Here is a 21,314-nt window from a genome sequence, read left to right on the forward strand (position 1 = left end):
AGACCGCACCGGCGCGGCAGGAGAGGCCCTGCATGGACGTCCTCGAGCTCACCCGTCAGCTCGTCGCGATCGACTCGCAGAACCCCGGCCCGCAGGAGCGCGAGATCGCCGGCTTCGTCACCGCGTGGGCGCGGGAGCGGGGCTTCGACACCGCGGTCCTGGAGCCCGTGGCGGGCCGGCCGAACGTCGTCGTCACCGCCGACCGGGGCGGCGGGCGCCGGCTGGGTCTGTCCGGCCACCTGGACACCAAGCCGGTGGGCGACGCGCTCGGGCAGTGGCGCACGCCGCCGCTGGAGCTCACGGTCGACGGCGACGACGCCTACGGCCTGGGCGCGACCGACATGAAGGGCGGCGTCGCCGCGATGATGCTCGCCCTCGAGCGGTTCGCGGTGTCGGCCGGCCGCGGGAGCCTGTCGCTGGTCCTGACCGCCGACGAGGAGCAGGGCTCGGACGCGGGGGCGAAGGCCCTGGTCGCCTCCGGCGACCTGCCGCGCCTGGACGCCCTGGTGATCGGCGAGCCCAGCGGCATCGCGGAGCCCTGGGAGGCCGTCCACGTGGTCTCGCGCGGCATCTGCTGCTTCGAGATCGAGATCCGCACCACCCAGGGGCACAGCGGCCTCTCCCCCGGCCTGGGCCGCAACGCGACGCTCGTGGCCGCGGACCTGCTGCGGGCCTTCGAGCGCTTCCGGCCGACGGTCGCCCGGCCCGGGACGGTGCCCTGCTCCCCCACGGTGAACCCCGGGATCTTCATCTCCGGGGGCGTGAGCTACGGCACGTGGCCCGGGCGGTGCACCGTGGGGATGGAGGTCCGGCTGGTGCCCGGGATGGACCAGGAGCAGCTGCACGCCGAGGTCGCCGCGCTCACCGACGCGACGCTGCGGGGCAGCGCGGAGTTCGAGATCCGCTACCTCACCACCGCCCAGGGCTGGATGCCCGCCGTCGAGCTGGACCCGACGCACCCGCTGGCGCAGGCCGCCCGGGCCGCCTCCTCCGCGGTGCTGGGCCGGGACGTGCCGTTCGCGGCCTTCCCCGGGGGCACCGACGCCACGTACTTCATGGGCCAGGGCGGCATCCCCACCATCACGAGCCTCGGGCCGGGGTGGATCAGCGTCGCGCACGGCGCCAACGAGCGGGTGGGCGTACTTCAGCTCGCCGAGGCGGCGGACGTCTACACCGCCGTGGTCGAGGACTACCTCGGGAGGGAGGTGCCCGCATGAGGCACGCCATCACGAGCGACGAGCTGCCCCGCCCGGCCGGGCCCTACAGCCACGTGGTCGAGGCGCGGGGCATCGTCGTCACCGCCGGGTTCGGCCCGCAGGACCCGACGTCCGGTGAGGTGCCCGACGGCATCGAGGCCCAGACGGAGCAAGTGATCAGCAACATCGAGGCCGCGCTCGCCCTGACCGGGCTGACCCTGGCGGACGTCGTCAAGAGCACCGTGCACCTGCAGCACCTGGACCGCGACCTCGCCGCCTTCAACGCCGTCTACCGGCGCCGCTTCCCCGAGCCGTACCCGGTGCGCACCACGGTCGGCAGCACCCTCGCCGGCATCCTCGTGGAGATCGACGTCATGGCCGTGCGGCCGTGAGCGCCGTCCGGCTCACCGACCACGTCTGGGTGGTCGGCTCGCCGGGGGCGGGCCCGGCGCACACCAGCCCCTACGACTGCGTCCAGTACCTGGTGGGCGACGAGCGGGGCGGCGTGCTGGTCGACGCCGGATCGGGGCTGGGCCACAAGGCCTGGCGGGCGAACGTCCGGGGCGTGCGCGCCGTGCCGCCGCCCGCCGGCGTGGTGGTCACGCACTACCACGGGGACCATGCCGGCGGCGCCGCGCGGGCCCTCGGGGACGGGCTGCGGGCCTACGGCAGCCGGCTCACGGCCGACGCGCTCGGCCGCGGGGACGAGGAGGTCACCCAGGTCGCCCGGGCCCGGGCGGTGGGCGTGTACCCCGAGCACTTCGCGCTGCTGCCGGCGCCCGGGGTGGAGGTGGTCGGCGACGGCGACCGGGTCGACGCCGGCGGCCTGGCCGTGCAGGTGCTCGACGCGCCCGGGCACTGCGACGGCCATCTGGTGCTCCTCGTCGAGGCCGCCGGCGTGCGGATGCTGTTCAGCGGCGACCTCATCTTTGCCGGCGGGAAGGTCAGCATGCAGGCGATCCCGGACTGCCGCCTGGACGCCTACGCGGGGACGGTGCTGCGCCTCGCCGAGCTCGACGTCGACCAGCTCTTCCCCGGCCACGGCGACCCGGTGCTCGCGGACGCCCGACGGCAGATCGAGACCGCTGCGCGCAGCTTCGCCCGCCTGGTGCCGCCGCCGAACTTCCTCAGCTGAGGCCCGCGCCGCGCTTCCGGAGCCGAGCGCCGGTCAGGGCACGGCGGCCCGGCCGGCGAGGACCACCGGCGCGCCCGACCCGAGCGAGGCGACGATAGCCTCCGCGATCTCGACGCCCCAGACCGCCTCCGACTCCGGCATGAGCGTGTTCGGCCGCCGCCCCGCGAACACGTCGAGCGCGTAGGCGACCTCGGTCGCCAGCGCCCCGCCCAGGCGCCCGTCGATCTCCGGCCACAGGGACAGGTCGGGGGCCACGCTGCCGCCCGGCCCCCACTCGGTGAGGGCGTCGTTGACGAGGCGCTGGCGCAGGGTGCCGGCGGAGCCGAGGAGCTCGGCCTCGCCGACGATCGCGCCGTCGAGCGCGAGCGCCCCCACGAGGGTGTCCGGCGCCGAGGCGGGCACCGTCCACGCGGACTCGATGGTCGCGGTCACGCCGGAGGCGAACTCCACGAGCGCGCTGACCACGCTCGGCGCGGCCGGCCCCGCGGCGCGGCTCTGCATCGCCACGACGCGGGCCGCCCGGGTGCCGGCGAAGTACACCGCCAGGTCGATGTCGTGGATGCAGGACTCCCACACCGGGTGCACCCGGTCCCCGAAGCCCAGGAACCACGCACGGCTGAAGTCCCGGCGCAGGCGCATCGCCCACAGCTCGCCGAGGCGTCCGGCCTCGAGGGCCTGCCGCATGTACCGGTACGGTGCCGCGAACCGCGAGATGTGCCCCACCACCACCGACCGGCCGGCCCGGGCCGCGAGGTCCCGGGTGCGCACCGCCCGCTCGACGGCGAGCGCAAAGGGCTTCTCGACGAACACGTGACAGCCGGCCTCGAGCGCGATGTCGGTCAGGTCCGAGTGGCTCGCCTCGTCGCTGGCCACCACGACGACGTCGGGGCGGGCCGAGGCGACCATCCGGCGCAGGTCCTCGCCGTGCTCCGGCACGGCGTAGGCGGCCGCGACCTCCCGCGCCCGCCCGGGGTCGGCGTCGACGACGCCGACCACGCGCGCGCCCGCCTCGGTCCAGGCCCGGACGTGCAGGGTGCCGAAGCGCCCGACGCCCGCCACGACCACCCTCGTCGGGACGTCCTCCATGGCGCGCCTCCCGCGCAGCATCGTCCCCGACGCCGACCCGGGCGGCCACCGGAGAGTGGCATGCTCGTCGCAGCCGGCCGGTCGAGGAGGATCCATGAAGTACCTCTTGCTCATCGCCGTCCCCGAGGCCGAGGACACCCCGGACGTCGTGCCGCCCGGGTGCGGCACGTGGAGCGAGGACACCGAGCGCCGGGGCGTCATGCGCAGCACGAGCCAGCTGCGGCCGCACCAGGAGGCGACGACGGTCCGGGTCCGGGACGAGAAGGTGCAGCTCTCCGACGGTCCCTACGCCGAGACGAAGGAGGTCATCGCCGGGTACGCGCTCATCGACTGCGCCGACCTGGACGAGGCCGTCGACGTTGCCTCCCGCCATCCCGTCGCCCGGTACGGCGCCGTGGAGATCCGGCGGCTCCGGGAGGCGTGAGGCGAGGCCGCCTGCCGCATCGCCCGCACGGACGCCGGGCCCGGGCTGGGTACTCGTTCCCCATGGAGGAACACTGTTGACGCCCGCGGTGGCCGGGCTGATCCTCGGGACTGATGTGGCTTCTCGCCCCGGTTGCGGGTCATGAGGACCCGGCGGCGGGGTGGGGCCAGCACGGCGACGCCAAGGGAGGCGTGCCATGAACGCCAGCGGTGGCTCACCCGGAGCGATCACCTTCCTCAACGCGCACGAGGCAGCGACCGTCGACGCGCTGGCCGGCCGCATCATCCCCGGCTCGGCGGAGGATCCCGGGGCGCGCGAGGCCGGGGCGGTGGTCTACATCGACCGGGCCCTGGCCGGCCCCTACAAGCACCTCCAGCGGTTGTACCGCACGGGCCTGGCCGCCCTCGACGACGCCTGCACCGAGCGGCACGGGCGCGGCTTCGCGGACCTCGGGGAGACGGAGCAGGACGGCGTCCTCGAGGGCCTGGCGAAGGACGAGGCCGAGTCCGCCATCGCCGAGGAGCGGGCCGAGGCACCCGAGCAACCGCAGGACATCGGCTTCCTGCCGTACTTCTTCGCGGTCGTGCGCCAGCACGTCGTCGAGGGCACGTTCGGTGACCCGGTGTACGGGGGCAACAAGGACGCGGTGGGCTGGCGCATGGTGGGCTTCCCCGGAGCCCACTGGGGCTACGGCGAGGCCGAGATGCAGTACGGCTTCGACTCCACGGCCCTTCCGACCGTGACGCTGCAAGACCTACGGAACCAGCGAGAGCAGCAGCGAGGAGGCAGCTGAGATGGCTGAGCGCGCTGACGTGGTGGTCGTCGGCCTCGGCGCGGCCGGCGGGGTGATGGCGAGCGAGCTCGCGCAGGCCGGCATGCGGGTGGTGGCCCTGGAGAAGGGGCAGCGCTACGCGGACCAGGACGTCGAGATCAAGCACGACGAGCTGCGCTACCACGTCCGCATGGACATCTCTCCCCACATGGGCTCCGACCCCATGACCTGGCGCCCGAACGCCGACGCGACGGCGCACGTGCTGCCCTGGTCCACCGGACCGATGGCGCTGGGCCCCCTGTTCGTGCCGCCGTCGATCGGGGTGGGCGGCGGGACGATCCACTGGGCAGCCTGGGCGTGGCGGTTCCGGGACGCCGAGCTGCGGCTGCGCTCCACGCTGGTCGAGCGCCTCGGCGAGGATGCGGTGGCCGGCACCGCGATCGTGGACTGGCCCTACGGGTACGACGACCTCGAGCCCTACTATGAGCGAGCCGAGTACGAGATCGGCGTGGCCGGCAAGGCAGGCAACCTCAACGGGGAGCTTCAAGAGGGCGGCAACCCGTTCGAGCCGCCGCGCAAGCGTGACTACCCGATGCCTCCGTTACGCATGACGGCGGCCGACAAGCCCTTCACAGACGCTGCGAGACGGCTGGGCCTGCACCCCTTCCCCGCGCCCGCCGCGATCAACTCGGTGGAGTACCAGGGCCGCAGCGCCTGCGTGTACTGCGGGTTCTGCCGCGACTACCCCTGCCACGTGGCCGCCAAGTCCAGCAGCGCGGTCGCGCTGATCCCCCGGGCGCTGGACACCGGCAACCTCGACATCCGCCCCTACTCGCGTGTCTTCGCCGTCAAGCGTGACGCCTCCGGGCGAGCCTCGGGCGTGCACTACCGCGACCTGGTCCGGGAGGAGGAGCGGGAGATCGACGCCGACTACGTGGTGCTGGCGGCGTACGCACTGGAGAACACCCGGCTGCTGCTTGTCTCCGGCATCGACGGCAACGGCATGGTCGGGAAGTACTTCATGACGCACAACTACGGGTGGTTCACCGGGACGCTCCCCGAGTGGACCAACCCCTTCGCGGGACCCGCCGTCGCCACCAGCGTGATCGACGACTACACCTCCGAGCTCGTCTGCGGCCAGGACGGCACCATGTGGGGCAGCCCCATCATCGGCTTCGGTGGTGACGTCCAGCCCCTGGAGGCAACCCGGAACATGCCGGAGTCGGCGCCGAAGTTCGGGCAGGGGTTCAAGGACTGGATGCGCGAGAACTACCGGCGCACCTTCAGCATGTACCACCAGACGGCGACGTTCCCGCGCGAGGAGTTCTTCTGCGACCTCGACCCGCAGGTCAAGGACTCCTTCGGCGAGCCCGCGCTGCGGATCACCCACGACTGGACGCCGCGCGACGAGCGGGACGTGACGTTCATGCAGGTCAAGAAGCGCCAGATCGCGGCGGAGATGAGCATGCGGGAGTACTGGGAGGCGCCGACCGCCCCCGCGTACCACCTCTCCACTCACGAGGTGGGGACCCACCGCATGGGGGACGACCCCGGCACCTCGGTCGTGGACCGGTACGGCCAGTGCCACACGGTGCCGCACCTGTACGTGCTCGGAGGTGGCCAGTTCCCCACGTACGGTGGCTACAACCCCACGCTGACGATCTACGCGCTGGCGTACATCGCCGCCGAGCACCTTCGCACCGAGGTCGGGGCGAAGGTGGCGACGCAGGCGCCCACGCGATGAGAGGACCCGCTGATGCCCGTCGTCGAGGTGCACATGCGCGCCGGCCGGTCCGAGGATGACAAGCGCCGTCTGATCCAAGAGATCACCGACGTCATCACCCAGGTCCTCGGTTCGGAACGCGAACGCGTGGTCGTCCTCCTGGACGAGGTCGACCCGCGCAGCTGGGGGCAGGGCGGCCGGGTGCTCGCCGACGAGCTGGCATCCCCCGGCGAGTGAGCGCCCCGCCGCCGATGCGGCCGTCCTGTGCCGAAGGACCTGAGCGCGAGGGAGACGTGACATGACAGCGCAGCCGGTGGCCACGCTGCTGTCGACGCTGGCCCGGGCCGCCGTCTTCGACCTGGAGCAGCCCCGGTACGCAGGGGCCCCAATCTTCGCCGCGCACCGTCCCGGCTTCGTCTACGCCCTCCACCGCCGCCACGAGGCCGGCCTCGGCGAGGCCAGGACCAGCGCCTCGGGGCTCATCGTCACCGCCGAGCACTCCGGCACGCACATCGACGCCCTGTGCCACCAGGCAGAAGACCTGAAGATGTTCGGCGGCCACCACGCGGACTCCCGCGTCCAGACCTCGACCGGCTTCACGGAGCTTGGGGTGGAGACGATCGGGCCGATGATCGCCCGCGGTGTGCTGGTCGACGTCGCCCGGTACCGGGGGGTGGACCGGCTGCCGGCCGGGGACCTGGTCGGCGCGGACGAGCTGCGGGCCGCCGCCGAGGAGCAGGGCGTCACGGTGGGCGCCGGGGACGTCGTCCTGGTCCGGACCGGTACCGGCGCCCACTGGCGGGACGCGGAGGAGTACCTGCGCGGTGCCGGCATCTCGGCCGAGGCGTCGGAGTGGCTCGCCGGTCGCCACGTGCTCGCGGTGGGGGCGGACAACGTCGCGTGGGACGCCGCCGAGGTCGCCGAGCCTCAGCGCGGCAGCCTTCCCGGCCACGTCATCCTGATCGTGCGGAACGGCATCTACATCATCGAGAACCTGCGGCTGGAAGAGCTCGCGGCAGCGGGGCGCCGCGAGTTCGTCTTCGTGTGCCTGCCGCTGAAGATGGTTGGGGTCACCGGCTCGCCGGTCCGTCCGCTGGCGGTGGCTCCGGGATGAGCGGCACGCAGCACCGGAGATCCGGGCGGGGTGTTCCTCGACGTGGAACGGGGTTGACGGCGGCATGGCCCGAATCGATGGTCAGTCCATGACCGGCACGCTGAAGTCGGTTGACCAGGCCCTTGCGGTGCTGGAGCAGCTCGCCGCCGCCCCGGAGCCGCAGACGCTGACGAGCCTCAGCCGGCAGTTCGGGGTGTCGAAGGCGACGATGCACCGGCTCCTCACCACGCTCCGCGCCCGCGGGTACGTGGTCCAGGACCCCATCACCGCGCGCTACGGGTTCGGACCGGCGCCGAGCCGCCTCGCCCAGCAGGCAGGGGCCGCGGCTTGCCTGACCGAGGCGTGCTGGCCGGCGATGAGATGGCTGTGGCGCAAGACCGAGGAGACCGTGCTGCTGGCCGTCCGCGAGGGAGACAAGGCGGTCGTCGTGGAGAAGCTCGACAGCCCCCACCCGGTGCTTGCGACATACTCCCTGGGGCGGCTCATGCCGATGCACGCGGTCTCGACCGGCATGGTGCTGCTGGCGCACCTGCCCGACGCTGAGATCCGGGAGATCATCACGGCAGGCCTGGCCCGGTACACCTCGCACACCCCCACCTCCCCAGAGGCTGTGTGGGAGGCGATCCGGTCGGTGCGACGCAAGGGCTACGCGATCAACCGGGAGCGCCTGCGTGAGGGCGTCTGCGGTGTCGCCGCGCCTGTGCGCGGTAACGACCCGCGCCGCCCGGTGAGTGCGGCGATCGCGGTGTGCGTGCCCTCGTCCCGCTTCGAACCACAGGCGGACGCCCTGTGCGAGGCCGTGGTCGTCGCCGCCGCCCGGGCATCGGAGGCCGTGGCCACGGCGGCCACCCGGGCGTCGGAGGAACCGGTGCCGGGGATTACCGGCACGAGCATCACGAAGACGGCTTGACGCGACGAAGGAGAAGGCGACATGGCAGGGACGGACGAGCCCGTCGCCGGGCCCGCGCAGCGACTCCCCGAGGAGGGCCGGAAGAAGCGTGCGCGCATCCCGGCGACGGCGATCGGGGCCCTGGTCTTCCTGTGGCTGGTGTACGCGATGAACGCCAACACCCGCCAGATCTTCTACTACGTGCTCCCCCCGATGGTCGAGGAGTTCGAGCTGACACCCGCCAGGGCCGGCGTCGTCAGCACGATCGTCACGGTGGCCACCGCCCTGGTCGCCATCCCGGCCGGGCCCTGGTTCGACAAGGGCGGGCACGGCTGGGCGCGGAAGTACCGCAACGCCATCGTGGCCGCGGGCTACTTCCTGTTCTCGATCCTCACGGGCATCGCGGCGCTCACGAAAACCATCTGGCACGTCGTCGTGGTGCAGTCGATCAAGAACGCGTTCGGCGGTGCGGGCGAGGCGGTCGAGGTCACCTCGATGGCCGAGTGGTTCCCCGTGGAGAAGCGTGGGCTGGCCCTGGGCATCCAGCACGCCGCCTACCCGTGGGGAACCGGCCTCGGTGCCATCGCGACGGGCGCCATCCTCGCCTACTTCGGATCGGAGAACTGGCGCTACGTGTTCCTCATCATCCCGCTGGCGATGATTCCCATCTGGATCGGCTGGTGGTGGTACAGCTCCCCGCGGCGCTACGAGCGGTTCGAGCGCGACACCCAAGCGGCTGGGCTGACCAAGCCGCTGGCGCGAGGAGCCGGCGCCGAGCAGCACCGCGCCGAGGCAGGCGCGCTGCGCCGAAGCCTGGCCAACCCGAACATCCTCGTCCCCGCCCTGGCGTCGATGTTCGGCATCATGATCTACACGGGCATCAGTTTCTGGCTGCCGCAGTACATCGCATTCGTGGGCGGGTTCAGCTTCGCCCAGGCCGCGGCGTACAGCGCAGTCTTCACGATCACCGGAGGCATCGGCCAGATCTTCTGGGGCATCGTGTCGGACTACATCGGCCGCAAGGTGAGCCTGATCATCGCCTTCACCTGGCTGGCGGTCGGGCTGTACCTGCTCCGCTTCTCGGCAGAGGGCCTCGGAATCTTGATCGCCGTCCAGCTTTTCGCCGGCCTCGCCACGAACGCCATCTTCCCCGTCCTGTACGCCTTCGGGTCGGACTCGGCGGAGCCCGGGGCGATGGGGACCGCGAACTCCATCCTCCTGTTCTTCCTCTACGTCGGAGGCGTCTCCCCGCTCGTCATCGGCTTCCTGATCGGGGTGGGCGGGGGCTTCGAGGTTGCGACCGGGTACTTCTACGCGCTCTACTTCCTGATCGCCGTGGCGCTGATCTCGGCGATCATCATCGCCCTGTTCACCCGCGAGACGGTCGGCCGCTACAAGGAGCGCGACCGTGCCCTGGTCTCCCGGGAGCGGACCCACGTGCGCCGCGGTCTGCCCCAGGAGTGAGCCACGGCCACCCGGCCGTGCACCTGTCCGACTCGACGAGGAGTGAAGACTGATGGGACTGGGTTACGAGCGAGCACGGCAAGCGCTGGAGGCGGCGCTGCAGAAGGCCACCGAGATCGGTTCGGCCTCGAGCGTGGCGATCGTCGACGAGGGGCGGGAGCTCATCGCCTTCGCCCGCCAGGACGGCGCCCTGCTGGCGAGCACCGAGATCTCGGCGGGCAAGGCCTACACCGCCTGCTCGATGCGGATGGCGACGAAGGACATCGCTCCGCTCACGCAGCCGGGAGCACCCCTGTACGGCCTGGAGCACACCCACCTGCGCCCCCTCGTGACGTTCGGCGGCGGGCGGGTGCTCGAGGTGGACGGAGAGGTGGTCGGCGCCGTCGGTGTTGCCGGCGGCACGGTTGACCAGGACGACGAGATCGCGGCTGCCGCCGCCGCGGCGCTCGCCTCACCGTAGGGAGGAGCGATGCAGCTCGAGGGCAAGAAGGCGATCATCACCGGCGCGGCGACGGGGATCGGCGCCGTCACCGCCCGCATGTTCGCCCGGGAAGGCGCGGGAGTCGTCGTCGCCGACATCAACGAGGAGGCCGGCCGGCGCACCGTCACGGAGATCCGCGAGCAGGGCGGGGATGCGCACTTCGTTCGGTGCGACGTCACCCAGGAGAGCGAGGTGGCGGCGCTCGTGAGGGAAGGCGCGGAGGCCCTCGGCGGGCTGAACGTGCTGTTCAACAACGCCGGTGCTCAGCGGTCCGGCCGCATCACGGAGTTCGAGCAGGAGCAGTGGGACCTGCTGATGGCCGTGAACCCGCGGTCCTGCTTCTTCGGCGTCAAGCACGCCGTCCCCCTCATGCGCGAGGGCGGCGGCGGCTCCATCATCAACATGTCCTCGCTCGCGGCGGTGAAGGGCGGAGCGGGCCTGACGGCGTATGCCGCGTCGAAGGGCGCAATCGTGTCCTTCACCAAGGCGCTCGCCGACGAGCTGGCCCCGGACGGCATCCGGGTCAACAGTGTGTGCCCGGGGTGGATCGACACGCCGTTCAACCAGCCCGCCATCGATTTCATGGGAGGGCCGGAGGAGCAGGAGCGCACCATCAGGCAGATCGTCCCGATGGGGCGCCAGGGCACGCCGGAGGAGGTCGCCCCGCTGGTCGTCTACCTCGCCTCGGACGGCTCCTCCTACATGACGGGGCAGGCGCTCGTCGTCGACGGGGGCAGGTTCTAGGCGGCCGGGGCCGCGGGGGGCGCCTGGAGCAGGCGCTCGACGATCATCGCCCCGATGGGCAGAGCGGAGGTGGCGGCTGGGGAGGGGGCGTCGGCCACGTGCAGCTGCCGGGCGGTCTCCCGGACGAGGAAGTCGTGAACCGGGGTGCCGTCGGCCAGGAGGGCCTGGGCGCGGATCCCGGCCTCCCGGGGGCGCACAGCTCACCCGGGACCTCCCTCACCGGTCGAGCAGGCGGGCCACGGAGTCGGCGAGGCGGCCCAGGCGCCGATGGGCGGCCGCGCCGAGGTCGCGCAGCTGCTCGGTGCCGCTGCGGGGCCACAGGGCGGCGGCCAGCCGTCGGCGCCAGGGCAGCGCCGCGCGCACCCGCCCCGCGACCTCCCGCACGTCCTCGGCCATCGTGCCCACGCCCGCCCCGCCCGGGGCGTACCGCGCAGCCTGCACCCGGCCGGCGGCCCGGGCCAGCGCTGCGGCGGTCGGCGGGTCGAGGCCCGCGGCCCTCGCGTAGTGCTCCTGCGCCTGGCGCGGCGTGGCCCCGCGCGGTGCCCGCACCCCGAGGTCGGCGAGGGAGGCGGTGAGCGCCTGCCACTCCCCCTCCACCACGGAGGCGTCGTCGTCGGCGCGGCGCCGGGCGGCGCCCCGGCGCCAGCGGCCGGCGAGGGGGACGAGGGCCAGCGCGGCGGCCGCGAGCGCGGCGCCGGCGAGCCACGTCGCCGCCTGGGCGGCGCCCGCCACCCACGGCGAGCGCTCCGGTGCCGCGGTCTCCGCGTCCTCCGGGTCCTCCCGCAGGGGCCCCTCCGGCGCCGCGGACGGCGCCTGGGTGGGCGTCGCGGCGTCCGGGTCGGCGGGGGTGCGGTACACCGGGGCGACGCCCGTGCGCGCGCCCGGCGTGGGCTCGAAGCGCGTCCACCCCACGCCGGTGATGTAGAGCTCCGGCCAGGCGTGGGCGTCGGCCGCGCGCACGGTGCGGGCGCCGTCGTCGTCCTCGGCCCCGGGGAGGAAGCCGACGGCCAGCCGGGCGGGGATGCCGAGCGCCCGCGACATCATCACCATGGCCGTGGCGAACTGGACGCAGTAGCCGACCTTCGTCTCGAGGAAGTGGCTGATCGGGTCGAGCGGGGCGCCGTCCGGCCCGTCGACCGGCGGGGCGAGGGTCAGGGAGTAGGTGAAGGCGCTGCCGCGCAGGTAGGACTGGATGGCCATGGCCGCCTGCACCTGGGTGGCGGCGCCCCCGGCGACGTCCGTGGCGAGCGCGACCACGAGGTCGTGCGAGGCCGGGTCCAGCTCGAGGGTGCGCGGGTCCAGCTCGGGCACCGGGCCGGTGCCGGCGCCGTCGGGCAGGTCCCCGGCGGGACGCCAGTAGACCGCCTCGTAGCTGCCGGGATGCTCGGCGACCGTCGCGACGCCCGTCGCCTCGTCCACCGCCCACGGGATCTGCCCGAAGTCGGCGCCGAGCAGCGGGTACGGCACCGCGACCTGGGGGGCGCGCAACTCGTTGTGGAAGACGGTGAGGGCGTGCAGCTCCGTCTCCATGCCCGCCGGCGGGCCGGGCGGCTGCCCGGCGTCGGCAAGCACGTCGTCGGCGGGCTGCCAGCGCCGGCCGTCGTAGGTCATGCTCGCCGTCACGCGCAGGGGGACGCCCTGGGCGTCGTCGGTGCGGTAGCGCAGCACCGGGCGCGGGCTGCGGCTGGCCAGGTCGGCGGACAGGTCGAGCGTCTCGGTGAACGTCACCTCGCCGTCGTCGCCGACGCCGGCGGCCCGGTTGAGCGCCTGCACCAGCGTGACCGGGGCCCGGTGCGGCAGCGCCGCCGGCACGAGCACGGCGAGGACGACGGCGGCCCCGGCCAGGGACCGGCCCCACCCCGCGTAGCGGTGCGCGCTGCGGCGAAGCCCCGCCGAGGCCGGGTGCACGCGGTCGCGCCAGACGCGCAGGCTGCCCGCGCCGTGCCGGCCCAGCAGCACCAGCCAGGGCACGACGGCGGTGAGGAAGTACCGAGGGTGCAGCGGCTCCCCGGTGCCCGAGGCGCCGATCGTCACCACGAGCAGCAGCGGCAGCCCCGCCAGCGCCGGCGAGCGCAGGGTCACCCCGATCAGGTCCACCGCCAGGGCCACCGCGCACAGCGCGGTGACCACCACGAAGGTCATGCCCGGGTTGGCCGCCACCGGTACGACGTCGTCCCGGATCGTCGCCAGCCCCTGGTCCACGAGCCGCAGCGCCTCGAGGCCGGCGCCGGGCAGCGGCAGCCCGTACCAGTGCTGCCCGGGCAGCAGCAACCAGGACGTGAGCAGGGCGACCGCGGCGGCCTGCGCGAGCAGGACGCGCCCGGCCCCCAGCCGGGCGCGGCGGGCGAGCGAGCCGGCGACGACGACGACCACGAGGGCCAGCAGGGTGGCGGGCACCCAGGTGGCCTCCCGCAGCAGCGGCCCCACCGGCCACGCCGCGACCGCGGTGGCCAGTGCGGCCAGCACCGCGTCGCCCCACCGTGCCGCGGCGGGATCGCCCCACCGCGGGGCAGGGTGCTCACCCATCCCGTCGTCCCACGGGTTGGTGGCGTCCCCCGTGCGGTCGTCCCACCGCGTGCCCGCGGCGCCCGGGCTCACGGGGCCACCACCAGCGGGGCGGCGGCGACGGCGCGGCGCCAGGCCGCCGCCACGCCGTCGCCGGCGTGCACGGGCGCGGCGCGCCAGCCGGCGCCAGGGGCGCGGTGCGCGGCGTCCTCGGCGCGCCCGGCGGGCGCGACGCCGTCAAAGGTGGCGGTGTCCAGGAGCAGCAGGACGCCGTCGGCGCCGCGCGGGCGGGCGGGCAGCAGCCGGCCGGCGGCGACGTCGTCCGCGACGGCGGCCACGACGGCGCCGGCGGGGACCTCGCGCGCCGCCCGCAGCACCGGTTCCAGGTCGCCGGGGTGCAGGCCGGCCAGGGCGAGCTCGCGCAGCACGGACTCGAGGTCGCGCACGTGGCCGGCGGTTCCCTCGCGCACCGTCTCGGCGGTGACCAGGGACAGGGACCAGCCCGCTGCGGCCAGGTGCACCGCGGCGGAGGCGACGGCGGAGACCGCCCACTCGAAGGAGCTCGCGAGACCACGGCCGCGGTGGGCGGACGCGCGGCCGTCCAGCACCAGGGTGGCGCGGCGCCGCGCCGGGCGCTCCTCCTGGCGCACCATCAGCTCGCCGCGGTGCGCGGTGGCCGGCCAGTGGACGCGGCGCAGGTCGTCGCCGTGGTGGTAGGGCCGGGTGCTGACGTCGTCGTCGCCCTGCGGGGCCACGCCCCGCGGCACCGGCCACTCCCCCGCGTCGCCGGGCCGGCCCAGGCGCAGGGCGCCCAGCGGGTGCACCCGGGGCAGCACGAGGAACTCCGCCGCGTGGCCCAGCGCGAACCGGGAGCGGCTGAGCCCGAAGGGGTCCTCCAGCTCCACCCCCAGGCTGCGGATGCGGTACACGCCGCGCCGGCCCGGCCGCACGCGGTAGGTGACCACGTGCTCCCCGCCCGGCGGCAGCGCCGGCAGCAGGAAGGCCGGCGGCGGGCCCAGGACGTCGTCGAGGGCCTCTTCGGCGACGAACGGCAGGCTCGTGCGCCGGCCGGTGTTGCGCACCTCCACCCGCACCAGCGCCTCCTCCTCCGGGTGCAGCACCGCCGGGCTGACGGTGCGCCGCACGGCCAGGTGCGGGGTGCGGCGCAGGCTCGTCAGGACCGACAGCACCGGCAGCGCCGCGAGGAACACCCCGATCCGGGTGATGTCCGGGTAGCCCAGGATCAGGGCCAGGACGGCGGCCGCCACCCCGGCGACGGCGAACACCGTCCCCCGGGTGGTCAGGCCGGGCAGGGTCATCGCGGCCGGCTCGGGACGGGCACGTCGTCGAGCAGGGCGGTGAGCACCTCGGCGGCACCGAGGCCGCCGAGCTCGGCCTCGCTGGCCAGCAGCACCCGGTGGGCCAGGACGGGCACGAGGAGGTGCTGGACGTCGTCGGGCAGCACGTGGTCACGCCCCTCCAGGGCGGCGTGCGCGCGGGCGGCGCGCAGCAGCTGCAGGCCCGCGCGGGGCGAGGCGCCCAGGCGCAGGTACCGGCTGGCGCGGGTGGCGGTGACCAGGTCGACGACGTACTGGTGCACCGCCGGGCTGGCGTAGAGGCGCTGGACCGTGCCGACCAGGCCGGCGACGGTGGCGGCGTCGGTGACGGGCCGCAGCTCGTCCAGCGGCGCGCCGGCGCCGTGCGTCTGGAGCATCTCCAGCTCGGCGCGCGGCGAGGGGTAGCCCATGGAGATGCGCGCCATGAACCGGTCCCGCTGCGCCTCGGGCATCGGGTAGGTGCCCTCCATCTCCAGCGGGTTCTGCGTGGCCATCACGATGAACGGGTCGGGCAGCCGGTAGGTGTGCCCGTCGACGGTGACCTGCCGCTCCTCCATGGACTCCAGCAGCGCGGACTGCGTCTTCGGGGAGGCGCGGTTGATCTCGTCGCCGACGACGACGTTGGCGAAGATCGCACCCGGTCGGAACTCGAAGGCGTGGGTGTCCTGGTTGAACACGCTCACGCCGGTGATGTCCGAGGGCAGCAGGTCCGGGGTGAACTGGATGCGCCGCACGGTCGAGTCGATGGTGCGGGCGAGGGTCTTGGCGAGCAGCGTCTTGCCCACGCCGGGGACGTCCTCGATGAGCAGGTGCCCCCCGGCGAGCAGCACGGTCAGCGCCGTGCGCACGGCGTGGTGCTTGCCCTGGATCACGTCGGTCATGGCGCGGTGCGCCTCGCCGACGACGGCGTGGAGGTGCGCGAGCTCGATGTCGACGTCGGCGACCACGGGTTCCATGCGCCGATGTTGCCTCATGGCAGCGCCGTTCGGAACAGGTATCGACGGCCGAAGGTGACGGGCGCGAGTCACGTCGCGGGCGCCCGTGCGCGGCGCTGCCGTGGGATCCTCGGGGCCGTGGGCGGCACACCGACGGCGGAGCGGTTCCTCGAGCGGCTGCGCGGGCACGCCTCGCCCTCCGACGCCGAGCAGCTCGCGCGGTACTTCCGCACGGGGCCCGGCGGGTACGGCTGGGGCGACCGCTTCCTCGGCGCGCGGATGGGACCGGTCAACGCGCTCGCCCGGGAGTTCGCGGCGATGGATCTGGCCGAGATCGAGACGCTGCTGGCCAGCCCCTTCCACGAGGCCCGCGCCGGTGCCCTGAGCGTCATGGCGCTGCAGGCCGCACGGCGGCGGACCACCGAGGAGCGGCGCCGGGAGCTCGTGGACCTGTACCTGCGTCACCCCGGTCACTCGTGTTGCGACCGGTCACTTGTCCCCGGCCCGTGACGTGGCGGCGGCCCGGATGTCCGGAGCGGCTGTCACCCGCGGATCTGACCGTCGCCCTCCACGATCCAGGTGGTGGTCGTCAGCTCCGCCAGCCCCATCGGGCCACGGGCGTGCAGCTTCTGCGTGGAGATGCCGATCTCCGCGCCCAGGCCGAGCTGCCCGCCGTCGGTGAACCGGGAGGAGGCGTTGACGATCAGCGCGGCGGCGTCGAGCTCGGTGGTGAAGCGGCGGGCCGCGGCCAGGTCCCGGGTGCAGATGACCTCGGTGTGCCCCGAGGAGTACCGGCCGATGTGCTCGAGCGCCTCGTCCAGGGAGTCCACGACCTTCACGGCCAGGTCCAGCGAGAGGTACTCGGTGCCCCAGTCCACCTCGGTGGCGGGCTCGAACCGCAGCCCCTCGGGCGCCGCGGCGGCCGTGGCCTCGTCACCGTGGACGGTCACCTCCTCGGCCCTCAGGGCCTCGAGGACGGCGGGCAGGAACTCGGCGGCGACGTCGCGGTGGACCAGCAGGGTCTCGGCGGCGTTGCAGACGCCGGTGCGCTGGGTCTTGGAGTTGAGCACGATCGGCACCGCCTGGGCCACGTCGGCGCCGGCGTCGACGTAGACGTGGCAGTTGCCCACGCCGGTCTCGATCACCGGCACGAGGGACTCGCGCACGACCGTCTGGATCAGGTCCGCGCCGCCGCGCGGGATGAGCACGTCCACCAGCCCGCGGGCGCGCATGAGCTCGACGGCGCCGGCGCGGCCGTGCGCGTCGATGGACTGCACGAGGTCGCGCGGCAGGCCCTGGGCCGCCAGCGCGTCCCCCAGCACCTCGACGATGACCTCGTTGGAGGCGGCCGCCGCGGAGCCGCCGCGCAGGATGACGGCGTTGCCCGACTTCAGCGCCAGCCCGGCGGCGTCCACGGTGACGTTCGGGCGGGCCTCGTAGATCATCCCGACGACGCCCATCGGCACGCGCACCTGCCGCAGCCGCAGCCCGTTGGGGAGCGTGGAGCCGCGCACGACCTCGCCGACGGGGTCGGGCAGCCCCGCGAGCTCGCGCAGGGCTTCGGCGATGGCGGCAATGCGCGCCTCGTCCAGCGCCAGCCGGTCCAGCAGGGACGTCCGCATGTTCCCCGCACGGCCGCGCTCGAGGTCGGCGGCGTTGGCCTCGATGATCCGGGCGCCCTGCGCCACCAGGGCGTCCGCCATGGCGTGCAGCGCGGAGTCCTTCGTCGCGCGGGTGGCGGTGGCCAGGGCGCGCGAGGCCCTCTTGGCCGCGCGGGCGACGTCGGCGACGGCGGTGCGGACGTCGCCCGGCTCGGGCGCGCTCCCGGCGGCGGCCGAGGCCGGTTCCTGCGCGGGGGTGACCAGGATGTCGCTCATGACCGCAAGCGTAGGACCCGGCCACATCCCCGGGTAGCGCCGCGCTCACCTGGTGGGCGGCTCCCCCGGGGCACTCGGACGCATCCCGGGCGGCCGTGACCGACCTGGCCCCGGAATGGCCGGTGCCGCGGGCGTCGTCGTCCTCCGGTTGGCGAGGGGGCCGGGGGATGCCCCGATGAGAAGCAATGTGGCGATGTTCGTTAGATTTCGTCCATGGCATCCCTGTCCGGTCCCGGCGAAACCATGCAGGTGCGCGGCTGCGGCCTGCGCTACTGGAACCATGGCGACGGCGGGCCGGTGGTCCTCACGCACGGCGCGGGCACCGACCACTCCGTGTTCGACAGCCAGGCGAAGTTCCTCCTCGACGCCGGGTACCGGATCATCACCTGGGACCTGCGCGGGCACGGGCTCTCCCGGCCGTGGGACGGTCCGTTCGACCCCGAGCTTCTGGTGGACGACCTCGCGGAGCTGCTCGACCGCCTCGCGATCGTGCGGCCGGTGCTCGTCGGGCACGGCCTGGGCGGGCACATCAGCCAGGCCTTCACACGCCGCCGCCCCGAGCACGTGCGCGGGCTGGTCGTCATCGGCGCCGGCTCGGACGCCGGGCGGGTGACGCTCACCGAGCGCCTGAGGGCGGCGGCCAAGAAGGCGGTGCTGCACCGCCTGCCGGCGGCCGGCGTGCGGCGGGTGCTCGTGGAGCGCTCGGCGGTCACTCGCGCCGGCCGGGCCTACGCCGCGCGCGCCTTCGCGTCAGTGGAGCCCGCACGGCTCGCCGACCTGTGGACCGCGGGGTTGCGCTTCCACGACCGCAAGCGCTTCTACCGCACGCCGGTGCCGCTGTGCCTGGTGCGCGGCGAGCACGACCGCACCGGGATCGTGGCCAGCTCGATGCGCCGCTGGGCGCCGCGCGAGCTGACCCGGCAGGTGGTCGTCCCCGACGCCGGGCACCTGGCGACCGTCGACGCCCCGGAGGCGGTCAATGCCGTCCTGAACGACTTCCTCCAGTCGCTCAAGCCGCAGGACCACGAGCTGTGACGGCTTCCTGACGAGCGGCGACGGCTCGCTCCGGTGGCCGCGCGGGGAGGCGTCACGTAACGTCGGAAACCGGTGGGCCGGTGCGGCCCGCCCCCCGACGACGGAGGTGGACGATGGGGTTCTTCGGCAAGGCCATCAAGGGTGGCCTGGCACTGAAGGCAGCGCAGATCATCAAGCGGGAAGCCGCCAAGCCCGAGAACCAGCGCAAGGCCCGCGAGATGCTGGCCAAGCTCTCGGAGCGCCGCGGCAAGCCGCGGGGCTGATCGGCCGGTGCCTGGCGGCGGGGCGACCTGCCGTCGACGACCGGCTGCTGCCTGACGCCGGGACGACCTGCTGACCGGCGGACGCGGGCGCGTCCGCCGGTCGCACGCCATGGGGTGGGCGGCGTGCCGCGAGGGCGACGGACGGGCGGCGGAATGTTTTCGGCCCGGCGTTGTTGTACCCGCGAAGCCACCCGTGAAGGAGACACAGCATGGCGACGAAGAACCTGACCACCGAGGAGTTCGCGAGCGCGGTCAGCGGCGAGGGCATCACCCTGGTCGACTTCTGGGCCGACTGGTGCGGCCCGTGCAAGATGTTCGCACCCATCTACGAGAAGGCCTCCGAGGCCCACACCGACATCACCTTCGCCAAGGTCGACACCGAGGCCGAGCAGGAGCTCGCCGCGCAGCTGCAGATCACGGCGATCCCCACCCTCATGGCCTTCCGCGACGGCATCCTGGTGTTCTCCCAGGCCGGCGCGCTGCCGGCGAAGAGCCTCGAGCAGCTGGTCGAGGGCGTCAAGGGCCTGGACATGGACGACGTGCGCAAGCAGATCGCCGAGCACGAGACCGCTCACCAGCACTGACCCGGCCGTGCGGCACACCGCCGCACCGAGCACGGCCTGCGGCCCAGGGCCGCAGCATCCTCCGACGAGCGGGGCGTCCACCGGGCGCCCCGCTCGTCGCATGCCCGGCTGCGGGGGCTGGGGCTCGGCTCCCCGCGATCCGGCATCATCGGCATCGGCATCGGGAGTCAGGGCCACGCCTGGGTGGCCTCGCACGGGGCGCCTCAGCTCGCCAGCGGGTCCGCCTGCGGGCCCTCCAGCCACGTCGTGATGAAGGTGTCGTTGGCGTGGATGTTGGTCGACTCGAACAGCCCGCTCGGCAGCACCGAGAACTTGTGCGGCGTGTAGGCGGGCACCACCAGCACCTGCCCGGCGACGGCGGTGACCTGCTGCTTGCCGACGGTGAAGAGCGCGCTGCCGGCGTGGATCACGAACGTCTCGGAGTACGGGTGCTCGTGCCGGTACGGACCGGCCCCGACCTCGGACGTGCTCACGAAGATGATCGACACCCCGCTGGAGTGTTCGCGCCCCTCGAAGGACTGCAACGCGGTGCCGTCGGGCAGCACCCGCTCGATGACGTGCATGTGGACCTCCTCGTCCCGCCTGCATGAAGTCTGCCCCTTCGGCGACGGCCGGGCACTGTACGGTCAGCGCCCGGCCTTCGACCCCTGCTCGGCGGCGCGGCGCCGGTAGGCAGCCACCTTGTGCCGGTTGAGGCAGGTGGACGAGCAGTACTTGCGGCGTCCCGCCGAGGAGGCGTCGACGAACGCGTCGGCGCAGTCGATGCCCTCGCACAGCCCCAGCCGGTCCGCGCCGCGTGTGTGGAGCCAGTTCAGCAGCGGCACCGCGAGCGCGGCGCGCAGCACGTTGTCCCCGCCGGCGGCCTCCCAGGCGACCGAGCCGTCGTCCGCCAGCCGCGGCGTGGGTGCCGACCGCGCCAGCATCTCGTTGAGGACCGGGCCGACGTCGTCCCCGCCGTGCGCCTTGACGAATACCTCGTACGCCTCGTCGGCGAGGGCGTGCAGGGTCGCCTCGTCCAGCTCCGGCACGTTGCCCGCGGTGGCACCGAGCACCTCGCCGAGCGGGCGGAAGCCCTTGTCCTCGTCGCCCGCGGCCGTCCGGGCCCGGCGCGCGTAGTGGTTGACCAGGTCGAGGACCTGGTCAACCTCCAGCCGCGGGACCGCACTCACGGGACAAGTGTAACCCGATAGGTGTTTGCATGTGGTTACGAGAGGTGTAACCACTGTCTCAGCTTCATATGGTTACGCCCGCGGAGGCGGGTGACCGCCGCCGAACGGGTCGCCGAGGGCGACCGAGGGTCGCGGAGCGACCCGCGCCGTCAGCCACGAGGACGAGGGGACGACCGTGGACCACACCTGGGCCTACTCGGGCCTGCTGGACAACATCCGCTACCAGGAGCTCCTGGCCGCCGCCGAGCACCAGCGGCGGCTCGCAGAGCTCCCCCGGGTGGCGCGCGGGCGCGCTCGGACCCGCCTGTGGGGCCGCCTCACGCGCCGTGTGCGCACGCTGCTGGCGCTCACCGCTCGGCGCGCGACGCGCACCGCCGTCCAGGCACCGGACGTGCCGCGCGCGTCATGACCGCCGCGTCATGACCGCCGGCCGACCGGTACCCGCACACCACGAACCGCGACGTCAGCACCGAAGGAGGACCACGATGCTCCGGTGGACACTCCGGCGCTCCATCCAGCCTGACCGGGCGGAGCGCAAGACGTGGCCGAGCTCGCCGTGCGACTCCCGTCTGGCTGGGGCG

The 21,314-nt window shown here is 73.9% G+C and carries 25 protein-coding genes; 17 read left to right on the forward strand and 8 right to left on the reverse strand.

Going from position 1 to position 21,314, the window contains the following annotated elements; translation table 11 throughout:
* The first annotated feature begins 32 nt into the window (after positions 1-32).
* Genes ACF0H8_RS14920 through ACF0H8_RS14930 form a run of 3 tightly spaced genes read left to right on the forward strand, consistent with a single transcriptional unit; the run spans position 33 to position 2,331 of the window.
* Positions 33-1,217 carry a M20 family metallopeptidase gene (locus ACF0H8_RS14920; RefSeq protein ID WP_395289678.1) on the forward strand — a complete coding sequence of 395 codons (1,185 nt, stop codon included), beginning with the start codon at positions 33-35 and terminating at the stop codon, positions 1,215-1,217.
* Positions 1,214-1,588 (forward strand): RidA family protein, encoded by a 375-nt coding sequence (locus tag ACF0H8_RS14925; protein WP_395289679.1) that lies wholly within the window; start codon positions 1,214-1,216, stop codon positions 1,586-1,588. Before ACF0H8_RS14920 ends, ACF0H8_RS14925 begins: the two co-directional genes overlap by 4 nt.
* Positions 1,585-2,331, forward strand: coding sequence for an MBL fold metallo-hydrolase (locus ACF0H8_RS14930; RefSeq protein ID WP_395289680.1), 747 nt, complete (start codon positions 1,585-1,587; stop codon positions 2,329-2,331). The genes ACF0H8_RS14925 and ACF0H8_RS14930 overlap by 4 nt, the downstream gene beginning before the upstream one ends.
* Before the next feature lie 33 nt (positions 2,332-2,364).
* Here ACF0H8_RS14930 and ACF0H8_RS14935 read toward each other — a convergent pair whose 3' ends face one another.
* Complete coding sequence (locus ACF0H8_RS14935) at positions 2,365-3,417, reverse strand: Gfo/Idh/MocA family protein (protein ID WP_395289681.1); 1,053 nt, start codon at positions 3,415-3,417, stop codon at positions 2,365-2,367.
* Positions 3,418-3,511: 94 nt separating this feature from the next.
* Here ACF0H8_RS14935 and ACF0H8_RS14940 point away from each other — a divergent pair, with 94 nt between their 5' ends.
* The 9 genes from ACF0H8_RS14940 (at position 3,512) to ACF0H8_RS14980 (ending at position 11,028) form a co-directional block, all read left to right on the forward strand.
* Positions 3,512-3,841 carry a YciI family protein gene (locus ACF0H8_RS14940; RefSeq protein ID WP_395289682.1) on the forward strand — a complete coding sequence of 110 codons (330 nt, stop codon included), beginning with the start codon at positions 3,512-3,514 and terminating at the stop codon, positions 3,839-3,841.
* A 196-nt stretch (positions 3,842-4,037) separates the two neighbouring features.
* Entirely contained in the window at positions 4,038-4,634 is a 597-nt protein-coding gene (locus ACF0H8_RS14945) for a gluconate 2-dehydrogenase subunit 3 family protein (protein ID WP_395289683.1), read from the forward strand.
* A gap of 1 nt (position 4,635) precedes the next feature.
* Positions 4,636-6,357, forward strand: a complete 1,722-nt coding sequence (locus ACF0H8_RS14950; RefSeq protein WP_395289684.1) for a GMC family oxidoreductase — start codon at positions 4,636-4,638, stop codon at positions 6,355-6,357.
* 12 nt (positions 6,358-6,369) lie between these two features.
* The gene (locus ACF0H8_RS14955) at positions 6,370-6,573 is read left to right on the forward strand and encodes a 4-oxalocrotonate tautomerase family protein (RefSeq protein ID WP_395289685.1); all 204 of its coding nucleotides are present in this window, start codon (positions 6,370-6,372) and stop codon (positions 6,571-6,573) included.
* Between the two features lie 61 nt (positions 6,574-6,634).
* Positions 6,635-7,450, forward strand: a complete 816-nt coding sequence (locus tag ACF0H8_RS14960) for a cyclase family protein (RefSeq protein ID WP_395289686.1) — start codon at positions 6,635-6,637, stop codon at positions 7,448-7,450.
* Positions 7,451-7,538: 88 nt separating this feature from the next.
* Complete coding sequence (locus ACF0H8_RS14965) at positions 7,539-8,360, forward strand: IclR family transcriptional regulator (RefSeq protein WP_395289687.1); 822 nt, start codon at positions 7,539-7,541, stop codon at positions 8,358-8,360.
* 21 nt (positions 8,361-8,381) lie between these two features.
* Positions 8,382-9,803, forward strand: a complete 1,422-nt coding sequence (locus ACF0H8_RS14970; protein ID WP_395289688.1) for an MFS transporter — start codon at positions 8,382-8,384, stop codon at positions 9,801-9,803.
* A 52-nt stretch (positions 9,804-9,855) separates the two neighbouring features.
* Entirely contained in the window at positions 9,856-10,263 is a 408-nt protein-coding gene (locus tag ACF0H8_RS14975; RefSeq protein ID WP_395289689.1) for a heme-binding protein, read from the forward strand.
* A 9-nt stretch (positions 10,264-10,272) separates the two neighbouring features.
* Positions 10,273-11,028: an SDR family NAD(P)-dependent oxidoreductase gene (locus tag ACF0H8_RS14980; RefSeq protein ID WP_395289690.1), complete on the forward strand. Its 756-nt coding sequence runs from the start codon at positions 10,273-10,275 to the stop codon at positions 11,026-11,028.
* On the opposite strand, the gene ACF0H8_RS14985 is transcribed toward ACF0H8_RS14980, so the two are convergent.
* The 4 genes from ACF0H8_RS14985 to ACF0H8_RS15000 are packed head-to-tail and all read right to left on the reverse strand — an operon-like array spanning position 11,025 to position 15,826.
* Entirely contained in the window at positions 11,025-11,225 is a 201-nt protein-coding gene (locus ACF0H8_RS14985; protein ID WP_395289691.1) for a hypothetical protein, read from the reverse strand. The genes ACF0H8_RS14980 and ACF0H8_RS14985 overlap by 4 nt on opposite strands.
* 19 nt (positions 11,226-11,244) lie before the next feature.
* A complete protein-coding gene (locus ACF0H8_RS14990; RefSeq protein ID WP_395289692.1) occupies positions 11,245-13,626 on the reverse strand; it encodes a transglutaminaseTgpA domain-containing protein in 2,382 nt (793 codons plus the stop codon).
* The gene (locus tag ACF0H8_RS14995; RefSeq protein ID WP_395289693.1) at positions 13,623-14,852 is read right to left on the reverse strand and encodes a DUF58 domain-containing protein; all 1,230 of its coding nucleotides are present in this window, start codon (positions 14,850-14,852) and stop codon (positions 13,623-13,625) included. Before ACF0H8_RS14995 ends, ACF0H8_RS14990 begins: the two co-directional genes overlap by 4 nt.
* On the reverse strand, positions 14,849-15,826 hold the full coding sequence (locus ACF0H8_RS15000; protein ID WP_395289694.1) for an AAA family ATPase: 978 nt from the start codon (positions 15,824-15,826) through the stop codon (positions 14,849-14,851). The genes ACF0H8_RS14995 and ACF0H8_RS15000 overlap by 4 nt, the downstream gene beginning before the upstream one ends.
* Before the next feature lie 117 nt (positions 15,827-15,943).
* On the opposite strand from ACF0H8_RS15000, the gene ACF0H8_RS15005 reads away from it, so the two are divergent.
* A complete protein-coding gene (locus ACF0H8_RS15005) occupies positions 15,944-16,315 on the forward strand; it encodes a DNA alkylation repair protein (protein ID WP_395289695.1) in 372 nt (123 codons plus the stop codon).
* 32 nt (positions 16,316-16,347) lie between these two features.
* Here the strand turns inward: ACF0H8_RS15005 and ACF0H8_RS15010 are convergent, their stop codons facing one another.
* Positions 16,348-17,682, reverse strand: coding sequence for a glutamate-5-semialdehyde dehydrogenase (locus tag ACF0H8_RS15010; RefSeq protein ID WP_395289696.1), 1,335 nt, complete (start codon positions 17,680-17,682; stop codon positions 16,348-16,350).
* 213 nt (positions 17,683-17,895) lie between these two features.
* Here ACF0H8_RS15010 and ACF0H8_RS15015 point away from each other — a divergent pair, with 213 nt between their 5' ends.
* From ACF0H8_RS15015 to trxA, 3 genes are all read left to right on the forward strand, one after another.
* Positions 17,896-18,717: an alpha/beta fold hydrolase gene (locus tag ACF0H8_RS15015; protein WP_395289697.1), complete on the forward strand. Its 822-nt coding sequence runs from the start codon at positions 17,896-17,898 to the stop codon at positions 18,715-18,717.
* 113 nt (positions 18,718-18,830) lie between these two features.
* Positions 18,831-18,980, forward strand: coding sequence for a hypothetical protein (locus ACF0H8_RS15020; protein ID WP_395289698.1), 150 nt, complete (start codon positions 18,831-18,833; stop codon positions 18,978-18,980).
* 209 nt (positions 18,981-19,189) lie between these two features.
* The gene (gene trxA / locus ACF0H8_RS15025) at positions 19,190-19,564 is read left to right on the forward strand and encodes a thioredoxin (RefSeq protein ID WP_395289699.1); all 375 of its coding nucleotides are present in this window, start codon (positions 19,190-19,192) and stop codon (positions 19,562-19,564) included.
* Positions 19,565-19,767: 203 nt separating this feature from the next.
* On the opposite strand, the gene ACF0H8_RS15030 is transcribed toward trxA, so the two are convergent.
* A complete protein-coding gene (locus tag ACF0H8_RS15030) occupies positions 19,768-20,127 on the reverse strand; it encodes a cupin domain-containing protein (RefSeq protein WP_395289700.1) in 360 nt (119 codons plus the stop codon).
* A gap of 63 nt (positions 20,128-20,190) precedes the next feature.
* On the reverse strand, positions 20,191-20,733 hold the full coding sequence (locus tag ACF0H8_RS15035) for a CGNR zinc finger domain-containing protein (RefSeq protein ID WP_395289701.1): 543 nt from the start codon (positions 20,731-20,733) through the stop codon (positions 20,191-20,193).
* Between the two features lie 175 nt (positions 20,734-20,908).
* Here ACF0H8_RS15035 and ACF0H8_RS15040 point away from each other — a divergent pair, with 175 nt between their 5' ends.
* Positions 20,909-21,142, forward strand: a complete 234-nt coding sequence (locus ACF0H8_RS15040; RefSeq protein WP_395289702.1) for a hypothetical protein — start codon at positions 20,909-20,911, stop codon at positions 21,140-21,142.
* The last annotated feature ends 172 nt before the right edge of the window (positions 21,143-21,314 follow it).

Source organism: Georgenia sp. AZ-5, assembly GCF_043952095.1.
GTDB lineage: Bacteria > Actinomycetota > Actinomycetes > Actinomycetales > Actinomycetaceae > Georgenia.